This is a genomic window from Actinoplanes sp. CA-015351, from assembly GCF_050955685.1.
In the GTDB taxonomy this organism is placed as follows: domain Bacteria; phylum Actinomycetota; class Actinomycetes; order Mycobacteriales; family Micromonosporaceae; genus Actinoplanes.
In genome coordinates, this window is sequence record NZ_CP192102.1 from 284,329 (window position 1) to 299,495 (window position 15,167).

The 15,167-nt window shown below is 68.5% G+C and carries 9 protein-coding genes; 4 read left to right on the plus strand and 5 right to left on the minus strand.

What is annotated here, in order from left to right:
- Positions 1 to 158 precede the first annotated feature (158 nt).
- The 4 genes from ACQP2E_RS01285 to ACQP2E_RS01300 all read left to right on the plus strand — a co-directional run bounded on the left by ACQP2E_RS01285 (position 159) and on the right by ACQP2E_RS01300 (position 4,892).
- Positions 159 to 476, plus strand: coding sequence for a WXG100 family type VII secretion target (locus ACQP2E_RS01285; RefSeq protein ID WP_111651971.1), 318 nt, complete (start codon positions 159 to 161; stop codon positions 474 to 476).
- 16 nt (positions 477 to 492) lie between these two features.
- Positions 493 to 786 (plus strand): WXG100 family type VII secretion target, encoded by a 294-nt coding sequence (locus tag ACQP2E_RS01290; protein WP_433828057.1) that lies wholly within the window; start codon positions 493 to 495, stop codon positions 784 to 786.
- 264 nt (positions 787 to 1,050) lie between these two features.
- The gene (locus ACQP2E_RS01295; protein WP_433828058.1) at positions 1,051 to 4,530 is read left to right on the plus strand and encodes an SseB family protein; all 3,480 of its coding nucleotides are present in this window, start codon (positions 1,051 to 1,053) and stop codon (positions 4,528 to 4,530) included.
- Entirely contained in the window at positions 4,527 to 4,892 is a 366-nt protein-coding gene (locus ACQP2E_RS01300; protein ID WP_433828059.1) for a hypothetical protein, read from the plus strand. Before ACQP2E_RS01295 ends, ACQP2E_RS01300 begins: the two co-directional genes overlap by 4 nt.
- Positions 4,893 to 4,899: 7 nt before the next feature.
- On the opposite strand, the gene ACQP2E_RS01305 is transcribed toward ACQP2E_RS01300, so the two are convergent.
- The 5 genes from ACQP2E_RS01305 to ACQP2E_RS01325 form a co-directional block, all read right to left on the minus strand.
- The gene (locus ACQP2E_RS01305; protein WP_433828060.1) at positions 4,900 to 5,814 is read right to left on the minus strand and encodes an alpha/beta fold hydrolase; all 915 of its coding nucleotides are present in this window, start codon (positions 5,812 to 5,814) and stop codon (positions 4,900 to 4,902) included.
- Positions 5,815 to 5,855: 41 nt separating this feature from the next.
- Positions 5,856 to 6,245 (minus strand): hypothetical protein, encoded by a 390-nt coding sequence (locus ACQP2E_RS01310; RefSeq protein ID WP_433828061.1) that lies wholly within the window; start codon positions 6,243 to 6,245, stop codon positions 5,856 to 5,858.
- Between the two features lie 90 nt (positions 6,246 to 6,335).
- A complete protein-coding gene (locus tag ACQP2E_RS01315) occupies positions 6,336 to 6,908 on the minus strand; it encodes a FixH family protein (RefSeq protein WP_433828062.1) in 573 nt (190 codons plus the stop codon).
- The gene (locus tag ACQP2E_RS01320) at positions 6,908 to 11,518 is read right to left on the minus strand and encodes a hypothetical protein (RefSeq protein ID WP_433828063.1); all 4,611 of its coding nucleotides are present in this window, start codon (positions 11,516 to 11,518) and stop codon (positions 6,908 to 6,910) included. The genes ACQP2E_RS01315 and ACQP2E_RS01320 overlap by 1 nt, the downstream gene beginning before the upstream one ends.
- Positions 11,519 to 11,709: 191 nt before the next feature.
- On the minus strand, positions 11,710 to 15,003 hold the full coding sequence (locus tag ACQP2E_RS01325; RefSeq protein ID WP_433828064.1) for a S8 family serine peptidase: 3,294 nt from the start codon (positions 15,001 to 15,003) through the stop codon (positions 11,710 to 11,712).
- Positions 15,004 to 15,167: the final 164 nt, after the last annotated feature.

Below are 15,167 nucleotides of genomic sequence, written 5' to 3' on the forward strand. Positions count from 1 at the left end.
GCGGTTGGCCCGGTTGTCCACAGGCTGCGAATCGCGCCGTCCCGATGTCCTGAATCCCGCTAACGTCGGATGCGAAATCGCACGCCTAGTGATCTGTGTCGATGGCGTGCAACAGTCCACAACAGATGTTCCGGCGAGGGTCGAGGGGTGGATCCGAAATGACCGAAACGCAGGCCGAATTGGCGGTGATGACTCGCACCGCGGCGAAGTTCGATCAGGTGAACGATGCGCTGCAAGGTACGTTGCGAGGCCTGATGTCCGAGTTGTCGGTGTTGCAGGGGGCCTGGCGCGGGCTCGGCGCGGAGGCGTTCGAGCGGGCCCGGTCGCAGTACGCGGCCGATCTGCGGCGACTCGGCGGGGCACTTGCCGAAACCGCCGAGGCGATCCGATCGGCGGGCGGCGGATATCAGGCCGCCGACGCGGGCGCGGCAGCCCGGATGGCCCGGTCCGGTGGCTCGATCGAGCTTCCGCTCTGACTTCCGGGGGAAATCGATGAACAACGGACTTCTCCGGGTCAGCTTCGTCGCGTTGCGGCAGGCCGGCGCGGACATCGACAAGGCGCTGCTCGCCCTCCGCGCTCAGCTCGATCAGCTGGAGCGCGACGCCGGCCCGCTCGTGGCGACCTGGTCCGGCACGGCCCGGGAGGCGTACGAGCAACGCCAGGCCACCTGGCGTGCCGCCTCCGAGGATCTCCAGACGATTCTGCGGCAGATCAGAGTCGCTCTGGACGAGTCAGCGGCCGATTACGCGGAGACCGAACGGGTGGCTACCCAGCGGTTCGGGTGACCGCGCCAGGCGGCGATTTGGCATCGCCCGTTCGCGTACTGACGTCGGCGACTTGCGCAACTACCATCGGTGGTTGGATGATCGCGCCCGGCGATCAATAGTGGTTCGCGGGGTCCGCTGGATCTCGTGCCGGGAACGCTGCGAAAACGACTCGGTAGTCAGCATGCCGCTGCCCATTGTGATTGCGGCCTGACCTTGTAGGTTATACGCGTTGAGTTGGCTCGTTCGCGGCGTGGCGCTTCGCAGTGTAGGGAGAGGGTGGACGTGTCCGAGTGGGAACCGGCTACGGACGCCGAGGTCGCCATGCGCGATGCGTTGCGCACCGACGATCAGGAGTCCTACTTCCGCATTCTCTCCGGTGTCGACCTTCTGTTACCAGTTTCTGCCGACGCGTTAGCGGGTCTGGCACCTCTGGGCTGGGGGACGTGGAGCACCGGTGGGCGTACGCATGTGCTCGCCTTCACCTCACAGGCCGCGCTGAAGTCGTGCCTCGCTGACTACACCGGTTCGGCACGACGTGTGCCTTATGCGGAGCTGGCCAATACCTGGCCCAACCTCGAGTGGTGGCTCGCCGTCAATCCGGGCCTGCCCGTCGAGGGATACCTTCCGGCCTGGTTCGTGGCCCAGCTCGCCCGTGGCGACCTGCGGCTGCCGACCCGTGGCCCGGGTCGCGAGGTGCAGGGCGCCGCGTCGAAGATCCAGGAGATCGGTGCGGCGGCGCTCGCTGCCAGCCGGAGCTCCGAGGCTGTCGGCGGGCCTACTCATGACTCGTCGCCGGTTGCCGTTCCCGCGGCTGCCGGTCCGGTTGCTGCCGGGTCGCCCGCTCCCGCTGTTGCGCCTGTTGCGCCGGTTGGTGCTGCTCCGGCCGGGCCTGCCGGCCTGCCGGTCCGCCCGACGGCCGCTCCCGCTTCCGCGCCTGGTGGCTTGCCGGTTCGTGGTGCGGAGGCGCCTGGTGGCTTGCCGGTTCGTGGTGCGGAGGCGCCTGGCGGCCTGCCGCTTCGTGCTCCTGAGGCGCCGGCTTCGACGCCTGCGGGCCTGCCCGTGCGGACCCCCGGCACCGCTGCTCCCGGGGGAAACCCGGCTGCTTACCAGCCGCCGGCGGCCTACCAGGCGCCGGCTGTGCCGGCGCCGGCCGCTGCCCCGCTGCCCGCTGCCCCGCCGGTTGCTCCCGCTGCTCCGGTTGCTCCCGCTGCTCCGGGGGCTACTCCTGCCCCGGCTGCAGCTCCTGCCGCCTATCAGCCGCCCGCGGTTCCGCCGTTGCCCGCTCGTCCGACCGGTCCGGCCGGTGGGTCTACGCCGGGCGTCGGTGGGTCGACGCCGGCCATCGGTGGGCCGACGCCGGGCGCTGGTCTGGCGACGCCGGGTTGGGACAAGCCGTCCGGCCAGTTCAACCCGGAACAGGACCCGCGCGGCCCGCTGCAGGACCTAGGTGCTCCGCTGCCGGTCCGGCAGCCGATGGCCAACACGCCGCCGGTTCCGGAGCACGTCGCGCCTTACGACCCGGCCGAGACGGAGTTCGCGCCGATCTGGTCGGGCCAGCGCCCGCCGGTCGCCCCCGCACCGGCAACCCCCACGCCCGCTGCTGCTCAGTTCGCACCGCCCGCGCCGGCTGCCTCGCAGTTCGCCCCGCCCGCACCGGCTGCTCCTCGGTCAGCGCAGCCTGCGCCTGCCGCTCCGGTCTCGGCCGCGCCGCCTTCCGGTGGTGGGCTAGCCGGAGCCGGAGCCGGAGCTGGAGCTGGAGCCGCTCTGCCGCGCCGCCAGCCTGGGCAGTCGGCGGGGACAGGGCAGGCCGGCAGTAGCGCTGCCGCGTTCACCAGCTTCCCCGGCTTCTCCAAGTCGGGTTCTTCACCCGCAGCGTCAGCTCCGGCCGCATCCGCGCCGCCGGCGCCCGCCGCGCCGGCTCAGGCGCCGTCGTTCCCACAGGGTCCGGCGTCCCCGCTGGCCGCGGCCGCTCACGGAGCCCTCGGCCAGGGAGCCCCCGGCCAGGGAGCCCCCGGCCAGGGTGCCTCGGGTCAGAACCTCTCGGGTCAGAACCCCTCGGGCCAGAACCCCTTCGGTCAGGGAGTCTCCGGGCAGGCGGATCCGGCTCTGCCGGTCTCGGCTCTGCAGGCCCCGGACGGACCCGGGAATGGTCTGCCTCGCCGTCAGGTCACCCCGCCGTCGGAGCGCCCTGCCTCGATGGCGGCCGCCGCGCAGGCGCTCGGCAGCCGTCAGCCGGCGGCTGAGCAGGCTCAGCCCGGCGCCGACCGCTTCGGCCCCTCCGGGCTGCCGCCGTCGATCCAGACGCTTCCGGCTGGGGTGCCCGCTGGTGCTCCCGGCCTCGCACCGCCGGTCATCCCGGGACCCCCGGCCGCCTACGCGGCACCACAGGCATACGCCGCTCCGGCAGCCGCTCCCAGCGCCTACGCCGCTCCGGCAGCCGCTCCCAGCGCCTACGCCGCTCCGGCAGCCGCTCCCAGCGCCTATGCCGCTCCGGCAGCCGCTCCGAACGCGTACGCGGCTCCGGGGTCGCCGGCTGTGCCCGGTGCTTACGCGGTTCCGGCTGTTCCGGCGCCTCCCGCTGCCTACGCCGCCCCGCCGGTGCCGCAGATCCCCGGCATGCCGCCGCAGGGCAGCCCGGCTTCGGCGTACGCCGCGCCCGGTTACGGGAACGCGTACCAGACCCAGGTCATCCCGGTGGCTCAGGCGAACTACGGGAACAACAACCCGGCCGCCTCCGGTCTCGGTGTGGCCGGCTCGGCGACCGGCGGTCAGTCGCCGGCGGACAGCGTCGACGCCGTCGAGTTCCTGCCCGCCAACGAGGTCGAGCGCGACCTTCAGGACGCCGCCGACGCGGGCAACACCGACGTCTTCCTCTCCACGCTCCTGCTGGCGAACGTGCTGGTGCCGGTCGCGAGCCACTCCCGGCCGGGCAGTTCGCCGGGTGAGTCGGGCTTCGCGTTCCTGCCGGAAGAGGTCGACGGCGAGCGGTTCCTGATCGTCTTCACGAGCCGGGACCGGCTCTCCGATCATTTCGGCGAGCCGACCCGGACGGTCGGCGTCCGGTTCTACGACCTGATCCGCAACTGGCCCGACCAGGCCTGGTCGTTCGCGGTCAACCCGGGCACCCCGGTCGGGGCGAAATACCCGGGCGCGCAGATCATCGCGCTGGCCAACTGGGCCACCGAGGCCGGCCTCGGAGCGGAGCCGGTCGACGGCCCGACCGCCGAGGAGACCTTCAGCCCGGTCCCCGCGCCGGAACCGGCAAGCGACGAGGCGCAGTCCGCGACCGTCATGCAGAAGACGATCTCCGCAGCGCAGGTCGACTACTACCTGGACCGTGGGTACGACCGGATTGCCGGTTTCGTGCACCGTGCTTCGGAAGTCGAGCACCTGCGCACTCCGGCGGAGCTGTTCGGTGCGCTCGGGCTCACCTACGAGGCCTCGCCGTTCCAGCAGGACGTCAAGGAAGCGTTCGTGCTGCGGTGGCCGGCATACCGGCCGAGTCTTTACCGGATTCCGTACGGCGGTCAGAACGAGCAGGCGCTCCGGGCGATGGACGGCTGGGTGATCGAGCGGCCGCCGTTCCGGGGCAACGGGTTCGCGCCCGGCGAGGGCCGCGACGTGATCGCCGAGTTCAAGGTGGACAGTGTCCGGCTGCCGCACGGCGCGCAGCTGTGGCAGATCGACGCGGACGGCAACGAGCGGATGCTGGCGATCTTCGACACGGACGCCCCGCTGTGGCGCCGGGTGGGTGAGCAGTGATGCGTGACGGTTACGTGGTGACCTGGCAGGGCCGTGAGTACGACGCGGCGCCCGACGGGGACAAGGTGCGCATCTACGCCACCGGTCCCGAGGAGGGCTTCGACGAGGTCAAGCCGGGACGGTACGTCCGGGTCATCGAGCCTGACGAGTACGACGAGATCGCGTACGTGCGTACCCTCTGCACGTGGCGCGGTGAGCCGTTCATCGTGCTTGCCGAGGCGGACAGCTGGCTACGCCTGGAATACACCGGTGGCCGTGCTCCCGTCGCCCGCCGGCTCGGCCTCGAAGAGTTCGATTACGGCGTCTACCAGGGCTGGGCGCCCGCCGCCGAGGTCCGCGACCTCTACGAACACAAGGTCTGAAAGCAGGTCAGGCCGGTGTCTTCAGCCAGCGCAGGATCTCGCCGGTGACCACGTCGGGTGCCTCGCGGTGCAGGAAGTGGCCGGTCTCCGGGATGAGCCGCCACTCGTACGGCGCGGTCACGTAACGCCCCGAGCCCTGTGCGGTGCGCGGCAGCACCGCGGTGTCCAGCGAACCGTGCAGCTGCAGGGTGGGCACGCTCGACGGACGCTGCATCAGCTTGACGAACCGGTACCCCTGAAGGCGCAGCGCGCTACGCGCGACCCAGCGATATGCCTCCAGCGCGCAGAACGCCGCCTGCGGGATCTGCAAGGCCTTCCGGCATCGGTACGCGTAATCGCCGAACTCCTCCGAGTCAGCGTATTTCGGGCTGCTCCACTTGGACATCAGCTCGCCGACCAGCGCGGCGTCGTCCCGGGTGAGCACGTGCTCGAACCGCGGCACCTGGAACCGCACGATGGCGGAGGACGCCGCGAACTGTCCGCGTGGATCGGCGAAGAGCGCCGCCCGCAGCCGCAACGGGTGTGCCGCACCGAGCACGACGAGCCGGTTGACCAGTTTCGGGTGGAAGGACGCGGCCGCCCAGCCGATCATGCCGCCCGCTCCGGCGCCGACCACGGTCGCCGATCGCTCACCGAGGGCACGGATCAGGCCGGTGACGTCGGCGGCCATCGTGTATCCGTCGTAACCCCGGGGTGGTTTGTCGCTGGCGCCGTAACCACGCAGGTCGATCGCGGCGGCCCGGAAGCCCGCGTCGGCGACGCTGACCATGATGTCGTGCCAGGCCCACCAGTACTCCGGGAAGCCGTGCAGGAAAAGCACCAGAGGGCCGGTGCCGACCTCGGCGACGTGGAAACGGGTGCCGTTGGCGCCGACGAAGCGATGGCTCCACGGCCCCTCCGTCAGTACGAACGACTCGTCCATGTGGTCAGACTATGCGGCGCTGTCACGGTAGCCCGCAAGACTCACTTGATCGGTTCGGCATCGGTCATCGCCATCAGGTTGCCGGGCCCGCAGTAGATCCGGATCATCGTGGTCTCCAGCTGCACCTTCACCCGATCGCCCTGGGTCAGCTCTTTGCCGTCGGCGTTGTACAGCGCGTACCGCGTACCGTCGTCGGCGGTGAAGCCGTAGCACGGACCTTGACCACCGCGGGTGACCAATCCGCTGACCCAGCCGGTCGCGGGTGGGTTGTCGCCAGGCTCGCGAGCAGGCTCCGAAGGAGCCGGAGCCGCACTGGGTGAGGTGGCCGGCGATGAAGGGGCGGCCGGCGATTCCGATCCGGTCGCGCAACCCGCGGCGACCGTCCCTGCTGCCATGGCGATGCCGATCCGGAGTGTGGCGTTTGCGCGCATTCCGTCATCCTTCCCGAACGGTTGTGTCCCGGATGAGACGAAACGCGGCGAGCCGGGGTTCCCGGGGAGCGGACTCCCCGGGAACTCACCTCACTTGGCGGTTACCGTGCCCACCTCCAGCCGCTGGTTCGCGGTGGATGCCATGGGCAGTTTCACCTCGACGATGACGTTGTACTCACCCGCCATCGGCACGTTCGTCATGGCCTCGTAAACGCCCGGCTTGCCGGACATCTCGGCCATCACGATCGGACCCTGCTTGTGCGCCGTCGGCATCGCGACCATGTCGGTGTACGCCACCACCTGACCCTTGGTGATCGGGTCATAACTGGTCGGTGAGCTGACCTTCGCCTCGATCCGCACCTGGAGGTCGCCCAGGTGCTCACTGACGATCGAGATGGCGGCCTGCGGATCGCCGGCGGCGCCATGATTCTGCTCCGCCGGCGCCTCGGCCACCGGCGCGGCCGTGCGCGGTGTGGTGAGCAGGAAGCCCGCCACACCGACAAGCAGCGCACCGGTCATCCCGATGCAGACACCCAGGATCAGGCCCTGCCGGAACGGCCGGGACCGCTGCTTCGTCCCTTTCCTGACCCGGGCCGGAGGCCGGTTCTGCTTGCCGTGCCGGAGATCGTCCGGCAATCGCCACTTCTCCTTCAGCGCGCTCATCAGGTCACCGGCCTGTCCGGCAGCGCGATCAAGCCGGTCTGCTTGGCCGCGTGCACCCGGAAGATCCCCCACTGGCCGCTGTTCAGATGCCGCTGGAGGGTGTTCGACTTGTAGAGGTAGTCCCCGGCCGCGGCGCGACGCCCTCCGGCGCCACCGGTCACCGCGGGATCAAGGACGATGGGGTACGACACCCCGGGGTTGAACTGCCCCTGGTTGGCCGCCAGCTGCGACTGGGCGTCGTTCGGCGCCCGCCGCCACAGATGGTCGTGCAACGCGAAGCTCGTCGACCGCGCGTCACCGGTCGCCTGTCCGACGTAGAACACCGTCTTGTCCCCGCCGTACGCCTGGAACGTCGGTGTCGACGGGTCCCCGTGCACGTACGAACTGAAGATGTTCGTGATGTTCTGGTCGGTCGCGTACCGATGGGACCAGGGTTCGTTCGTGTAGTTGATCGAGAATTCGCCCTGGTCCTCGGCGTCATCGGCCTCGTCGCTCGGCGTCTGGACCAGGTCGAGGTTGTCCGGGACCGGCTGGTCGTCGGCGGTGTTGCCGTTGGTGTCCTTGCGGAACAGCGCCAGGTCGCTGTTCATCAGGACGATGTTCTCCCGGAAGTCCGGCACGTTCGGGTTGGCGATCACCGCGCTGGTTCCGCTGGTCAGAGCGGCGCCGGTGGCCGGGTTGAGGTACGTGGACCCGGTCGGTTCGATGATCAGGGCGCCGTAGAGCCCGTGGGTTGCGTGGTGCATCGGGTCGGCCATGTCCCGCAGCATCGCCATGCCCGGACCGGTGTTCAGGTACCACCGGGAGGTGACCTGCTCACCGGGGCCGGCCGTCCGGTCGTAACCGCTCAGCGCACCGACGTTGACGCCGGACGAGAAGCTGTAGTGATCGGTCAGCTGTGGCTTGATCGACACCCGGTTGCTCACCTTGAGCGGCTGGAAGCCCGGGACGTTCACCTCGTTCTTGGGAGGCTGGTCCAGGCAGTCCGGGAAGCTGAGGTGGCTGTACCGATAACCCAGCTGTCCCGGCTCGACACCCTCGAAGCAATTCGGTTTCATCTTCGCGGGGTCGAGCTTGTTCTTCAGTGTGACCTCGACACAGTCACCCTGGTTGGCGCGGATCACCAGGGGTTCGTTCTTGACCGTGTTGTTCAGCCAGTCGGCTTCCAGGGCGTACTGCAGGCCGTTGGGGTCGTGGTCGCCGGCCTTGTTGTAGGTGATGTCCCGGTTGATCGCCACGATGCTGAACGCCTTGACCGGCGCTCCGGTGGCACACGGTGTGCCCGGCGGCTGGCTGACCGGCGTGGGCGGTGTGGTCGGCTTCTCGTTGATGCAGTTCAGCGCGTTGGCCGTGTTGTCCGGCAGCGGGTAGATGGTCACCGGGGGCGGCGGTGGGCCCTCCGGTCCCGGTGCGACGGCCGCGCCGTAGTACTGACATCGCATGACCCGCAACTGGCCCCAGGCGCCGAGGAAGAGGTCGTCGTTGCCGCCGAGGTAGTACAGCTCGTCCCGGTCCACCGGATAGGTCTTGTAACCCTCCTTCGTGGACTTCACGGTCATCTCGAAGTACTCGAGGATCCCGATGTGTTGAGCCGAGACTATGTTCGAGCCGTCGTCCTTCGGCTCATGTCGCCACTTGGCATCGATGTTGATGCCGTGCGACTCCTCCTGGGACAGCTGGAATATTCGCCATTTCACCCGGTCACCTGGGAACGCCGCGGGTGTCGGTGTGTACGGCAGGTTGCCCCATGGATCGTCGATCTGTGCTTCCGGGGGCTGGACCGAGAATATCTGCGATGGATCTCGGTCCCGGCGTGCTTCGAACGGCTCCAATCGATAGTTGATGCCCATCACGCCGTAATCGTCATTGCTGGACGGGAACTTCGCCGGATAGATCGGCACCCCGTCCTTCGTGACGAACTGATCGTCGTTGGTCGTGGTGGAGTCCGCCGGTTTGAACATCGGAACGTGGTCCTCGATGAAGAGGGAGACGTTCCGGTAATCGGATCCGCTGGTCACGGCGCCGTTGTAATCGGTGGTGCTGGTGCAGTGCACCGAGACGATCGTGCCGATCCTGACGTCCAGGTTCGTCTTCGGATCCTTGAAGACGCAGCCGGCGTCGTGGATCGTGCCGCCGCCGAACAGGCCGGCGTCCTGGTGGACGTTGGCGTAGAAGTGGTCGTGGAACGAGTTGGTGGAGGTGTTCTCGTGGACGAAGTTGCGGTACGTGATGGTCTGGCCGTTGCCGTTGGCCGCTCCGTCCGCGCCCTCGTCGTAATTCCACCCGTTGGCGGCGCCGTCCGAGGAGAGCACGTCGAACTGCACCATGTGCTGGTGCAGGCCCACCTCGTTGGTCACCTGCTGCCGGTCGAACGTGGTCCCGCCGTAATCGAGTGGCAGCCGGTTCGTCAGCTTGTAGATCACGCAGTCGCCGACGTTGAGAAGCGGTGAGAACGGTTCTGGCTTCTTACCGGCCAGCACCGCGTCCCGGTCGGAATTCAGCACATATATTCGAGATTGTGGATTGGTCCACTTGACCGTCGGGTTGTAGACCTGGCTGAGCTGGATCGCCGATATCTCGAATTCCTTCACCGGCCGGCCGGTCGGGCACGGGTTCTGGAAGAACCCGCCCGGCACCTGCGCTCCCGGGTCCGCCGCGGCCTGCTCCTTCGCGGTGGGAGGGAAAGCGCCGGTCGAGGCACGGCTGGATACACCGAGCGGCGGTTTCGGCGCCTTGAACCCGAACTTGCCGGGTACGAAATGCGGGTAACCGACCTTTGTCGCGTCCGGGGACGGCGGCTTGTCCAGGGCGGTGCCGGCGGTCGGCTGGTAATCGAAGTCGGCGAGCGGCTCCAGCCTCGGGATCGGCGTACCGTCCGGGTTCGTCCGGGTGCCGTCCTCCAGCTTGTCGAAGGTCCGGTTCAGCCCCCACATCCCGGTGGCGAAGTGTGGGTAGAGGTGGCAGTGGAAGATGATGTCGCCGAAGGTGGCCTGTTTGTCCTTGTGCGCCGAACCGGCGCCACCCTGCACGACCAGGTCGTAGTGCGCGCCGGGAGAGACCGACTGCACGTCCAGGATGTTCGTCGTCTTGGTGATGTGGTTCGGGCTGCTGATCGCGTCCAGCCCGCCCTCGTCCAGCGGGTCGTACGCCCACCGGTTCACGTGCCAGTGGAAGGTGTGCGTCTCGTACTCGGCGGCGTGCATGAGCCGGACCTGGGCCGGCTCGCCCCGGTAGTTCGGGAAGATCAGGTCACCGCCGCCCGGGTCGCCGTACACCCAGGACGACAGCGAGGTCTCCTCGCCGACGCACTCGTTGGCCGCGTAACCCTGGCCGGACACGCTGGCCGAGGGGCAGCCGAGCTCCTCCCGGTTGAATGTCGGTTCGGAGCGGTAGTTGAACGCGAACCACTCGAGCTTGATCGGAATCTGCTCGTGGTACTGCAGGATCGCGTCCGCGTCGCCGCCACCGAGGCCGGGAAGTGTGCCCTTGGTCAGGACCGCGAGCTGCGCCGCGGTGGGCTCGATGCACTCGCCGTTGTCGGCGGCTTCGTCATCGTCGTCGTTCCCGGTGCGGCAGTACCGCGTCAGGATGCCCGGTGCGGCCTCCACCTCGTCGTGCATGAAGAGCACGTTCTCGCGGAAGTCCTTGTTGCCCGGCCGTTTGATGATCGCTCTCGTGCCGGACGCGATCGCCCCACCGGTACGCGAGTCGACCCAGGTGGCGTCGGCCGCCTCGACGACGATCGCGCCGAACGCGCCGAAGCTGTGCGAACCGATGTACTGCTTGGCGCCGCCGGGCTGGGTCGACACGGAGGTGAAGTCCGCGCCGTCCTTGAACTGGAACTCCCCTTCGGCCTGCGCGTGCAGCAGGTACGTGATCGACGCGCCGGGAGCAGCAGTGGAGTCCGGGTTGTTGCCGACGGCCGTACCGTCTCCGGTCTTGACGTCGTAGTCGAGACCTTCGAAGTGCATCGACGCGTTCGGCGCCTTCGCCGGATCGAAGTCGATCTTCGGAGCGGTGAGGGCGGGTGCGAACTCGCGGGCACCGAGCGTCGACGCGCCGGCCGCCTTCTTGATCTCGCCGGGCAGCGTGTAGATCGCCGAGTCGCGTACCGCCCGGTCGAGTTGCGGCGCCGCTTCGTTGAGGCGGTTGGTGAACGTGACCGAGACGCAGTCGCCCTTGTTGGCGCGGATGGTGAGCGGCTCGATCAGGTCGTTGACGTTCGCCTTGGACGGGTCGGCGGCGTACTTGAAGTTCTGCCGGACCGTCGAGATGTTGGCGTCGAGGACGTACATCCGGCCCTCGGGGACCACGTCCCCGAACCGGTTGAGGAAGATCGGCAGATTGATCAGCGAGACGTTGAACGTCTTCGTCGGTGCCCCGCTGACACATGGGCTCACCGCCGCGCCGGCCTTGGGCGGAAGCACTGCCGCCGCCGTCGCCTGGCTGACCATCCACATCGCACCGGCGACCAGGCCCATCCACAGGCCTGCTCCGACGGTGAGGGCGACCCGTACCGGGCCGCTGGGCCGCCGCCGTGCGCTGAGCAGAACGTACGCGGCGAACGTTGTGACAAGTAGTAGTGGTATTAGGTCAATTGGTGTTGACACGCCACCTCCTGGACGCGGGACACAGGGCTCCGCGCAGGCGTGTCTGCCAGGTGGCGTGGCCCCGTATCCACGACAACTGTCGATCGCAAAGCTAATTTAGATATCTAGATACGTCTATCAACTTTCCGGGTTGGGAGCATGAAAAGGCCCGCCGGGGCCAACCCCGGCGGGCCTTCGCTGAACTGCGGTGATTACTCGGTGACGGCGGTCACGACGACCGAGCCGCGGCCGACGACCGCGCCCTCGTCCGTCACGATCGAGACGTCGCCGAACATCGAACGACCCGCCGGCGGGACCGCGGCAGCGGTGACCGAACCGGTGACCGTCGCACTCTGGCCGTTGGCGAGAGAGAACGGCGTGCTCTGCGTGGTGATCGCACCCAGAGCCGGGCTGTAGTAGACGTCCAGGTAGTCGTACGCCGTGGAGCCACTCGGCACCGCGTAGCCGTCCACCAGGACCGTGTAGGTGCCGGCGGCCGGGTTGGCGACCGCGACGGCCTCCTCCGAGTCGCCGTCCGCCTGCTGCGCGACGACCGCACCGGCCTCGTTGTAGAGGACCAGGTCCAGGTCGGCGGCCGCGTCACTGGTGTTGCCGATCGACACGCTCAGCCGCTGAACGCCTGCCGGCACCGCGACCTCGTAGTACTGCGACTCGTGGTCGGCGATCGTCGGCCGCGCCTTGAAGCCGCTGCCGAGCGGGCCACCCTGAGCCGTGAGGTTGAGCGGGCCGAAGTTGTTCGTGACCGTCCAGGTCAGCGGCGACGCCACACCGGCCTTGACGCTGGCGAGCGTCTGGGTGGCCGGGTCGACGGTGACGCCCTGGATCTTCGCGGTCAGCTTGTACGGGTTGTTCAGCGCCGGCGACGTACGACGGGACTCGACTTCGAGCTCCCAGATACCCGGGATCGGGTTCTCGTACGACCGCTCCTGCGGCTTGCAAGCGGCCGCGTCGGAGAAGTTGGTGTAGCAAGCGGTGCTCGCGGTCGACTCGACCGGAACGCCCCACGGGTTGATCGCGATCCACCGGGTCTGCGAGCCGGTGGCGATGCCCGCGAGGTTCACCTGCAGCGCCGTGGCGCCTTCCGGCACAACCACGAAGTACGAGTTGGTGGAGTTGCGGTCGACCGAACCCGCGAAGGTCTCGGCGTACGCCGGCTTCTTGGTCTCGACGCCGGTGACCACCGTGTTGAGCACCTCGAAGTCGATGACCGGCGTACGCGGGTCGTCGACCTTGAGGATCGCGCTGCTCGCGCCCTGAGCGGGCTTGACCTTGACCTTGACGCTGACGGTCTTGTTCAGCGGCAGGTCGACCGAACCGGCCGAGGAGAACACCTTGGTGTCGCCCAGCCAGCGCAGGTTGTGCTTCACGGTCTTGTTCGGGCCGCTGGTACGGGTGAGCTTGACTGTGACGGTCTTCTCCTTGCCGACCGGGTAGCCGCCGTCACCAGCCGCGCAGCGGTTGTAGATGCCCAGACCCTGGTTCGGAGTCGCCAGCTGCTCGGAGAGCGGCGTGCAGACCGGAGCCGAGGACGTGTAGTCCCGCGTCTCCGACTCCTTGGTGAGGAGCTTCCAGGCGGCCGGAACGTCCATCTGGCCGTAGCCCTGCGCGTGCACCTTCTCGCCCTTGATCGGGTCCGCGGTGGTGTAGAGCGCGCGGCGCAGGCCGGCCGGGGTGACACCCAGGTCGTTCTGCTTCGCGGCGGAGAGCAGCAGAGCCACGCCACCGGTGGTCTGCGGCGCCGACATCGAGGTGCCGTTCTGCATCGAGTAACCCGGCGGCAGGGTGTACGCAACGGTGTCCAGCTGGGCGAGGGTCTCCCAGGTCGGGACCGTGGAGATCGCCGAGCCCGGCGCCGCGATGTTCGGCTTGAAGCCGCCGTCCTCACGCGGGCCACGCGACGAGAAGTTGAACAGCTGCAGGTCCCGGCGGGTCACCGAGCCGTAGTTGGCGAGCCAGGTCTCCTTGGAGATGCTGGCCGCCGAGCTGATCACGTCGGTCGCGACCGACGGGTCGCCGATCGTGTTGGTGCCCGGACCGGAGTTGCCGGCCGAGATCACGATCTGCACGCCGTAGGTGTCGATCAGCGTGTCGTAGAGCCGCGCACGGGCGTTGTTGCCGTCGTTCAGCGCGGGCAGGCCACCGATCGACACGTTGATCACGTCGACGTGGCGGTTCACCACGAGGTCGATCATGCCGGTGGTCAGCGAAGCCGCGGTGCAGCCGCCGCCCCACGAGCAGGACCGCGCGGAGACGATCTTCGCGCCCGGCGCCTGTCCGTCGAGGACGGGGTTGCCGAACAGGTCGTTACCCGCGGCGATGCCGGCCACGTGCGTACCGTGCATGCCCTCGACGATGCCGATGTTGACGAAGTCGGTGGTCGCCGGCAGCGTCGGGTCGCCGTACGGCGCGAGGGAGACGTCCTCGCGGTACTCGACCACGAACGGCATCCGCTCGGCGACCGCGGTCGCCGGGTTGTCGGTGCCGAAGTAACCGACGTCGTACTTCTCCTTGTACGGCCGCATCACGGCGTCGTCGGTGAAGTCGAAGTTCTGGTTGGTGTCGACACGGATGTCGTGGCTCACCGGGTCGTAGAGGACGCCGAACTGGTCGGTGGTGTCCCCGTCCCGGTTCACGTCGCCGGCCGGCTCAGAAGCAGCCGTGATCGACTCGATGAAGCGGTTGACCTGGTACGTGCCCGCCGGAGCGGTCCAGGTGACGCCGAGGTACGCGAACGTCGGACCGGAGACCGAGCCGAGCATGCGCCGCCAGGTGCCGTCGCTCTCGACCACCGGGTCGGTCGCGGTGACCCAGTCGACGATCTTGCGCTCGCCGGTGGTGGTCTTCTGGAGCGCCGGGTGCGCGAGGTCCACACCGGAGTCCATGATGCCGATGGTCACGCCACGGCCGTCGTACGTCGAGTTCTTCTTCTTGAAGTCGACCGAACCCGTTTCCGCAGTGGGCATGTACGGGTTGTCGGCGGGCGTGGTGGCACCCGGGCCGGCCGGGAGCGCGGCCTGCTTGGCAGCGTTCTTGCTGGCCGGCAGGTCGGTCTCGGGCAGCTTGATGGTCTCGTCGAGGTCGACGGCCGAGACGCCGGGCAGGTTCGCGGTGTTCAGAACCTTGGCGGTCGGCACTGTCGCCAGGACGTACCCGACCTGGTCGAACTGCCGGTTGATGCTGCCGCCCAGGCTCTTCACCTTGGCGACGACGTCACCCGTCTTGCCCTTGTCGGTCGCGATGATCACGGTGACCCGCGGCTTCTTCTGGGCTTCGGCGTCCGCCAGCAGATCGGCGTCGTGCGAGCCCAGCGTTTCGGCCGGTGAGTCCTTGGGGGTGGCTGGCTCCTGCGATACGGCGGGGATCGTGCCCGTGCCCGGTTCCGCCGTGGCGGGAAGAGGGCTGCTCAGCGTCGTCACGCCGGCGGCAACGCCGAACGCGAGGACTGAGGTGACGGTTCGCCGGCCCCAGGTGATTTGTTGTGTCACGTACGGGTCCTCCGGAAGGAACAGCGCCCGAGGGGTTGATCGGGCGAATCCCCGTGATCCTGCGATCGATCCGGATGAAAGTCACTACGGTCTATGACGTTGTGACCGGGCCGTGACCTTGTGTCGCAGGGCCGGCGCGAGAACCGGCCCTGCGATGTCGGCGA

Coding starts and splice junctions, on each gene's coding strand:
- ACQP2E_RS01285 (WP_111651971.1), top strand. CDS start 159: ATGACCGAAACGCAGGCCGAATTGGCGGTGATGACTCGCACCGCGGCG.
- ACQP2E_RS01310 (WP_433828061.1), bottom strand. CDS start 6,245: ATGCGCGCAAACGCCACACTCCGGATCGGCATCGCCATGGCAGCAGGG.
- ACQP2E_RS01305 (WP_433828060.1), bottom strand. CDS start 5,814: ATGGACGAGTCGTTCGTACTGACGGAGGGGCCGTGGAGCCATCGCTTC.
- ACQP2E_RS01315 (WP_433828062.1), bottom strand. CDS start 6,908: ATGAGCGCGCTGAAGGAGAAGTGGCGATTGCCGGACGATCTCCGGCAC.
- ACQP2E_RS01290 (WP_433828057.1), top strand. CDS start 493: ATGAACAACGGACTTCTCCGGGTCAGCTTCGTCGCGTTGCGGCAGGCC.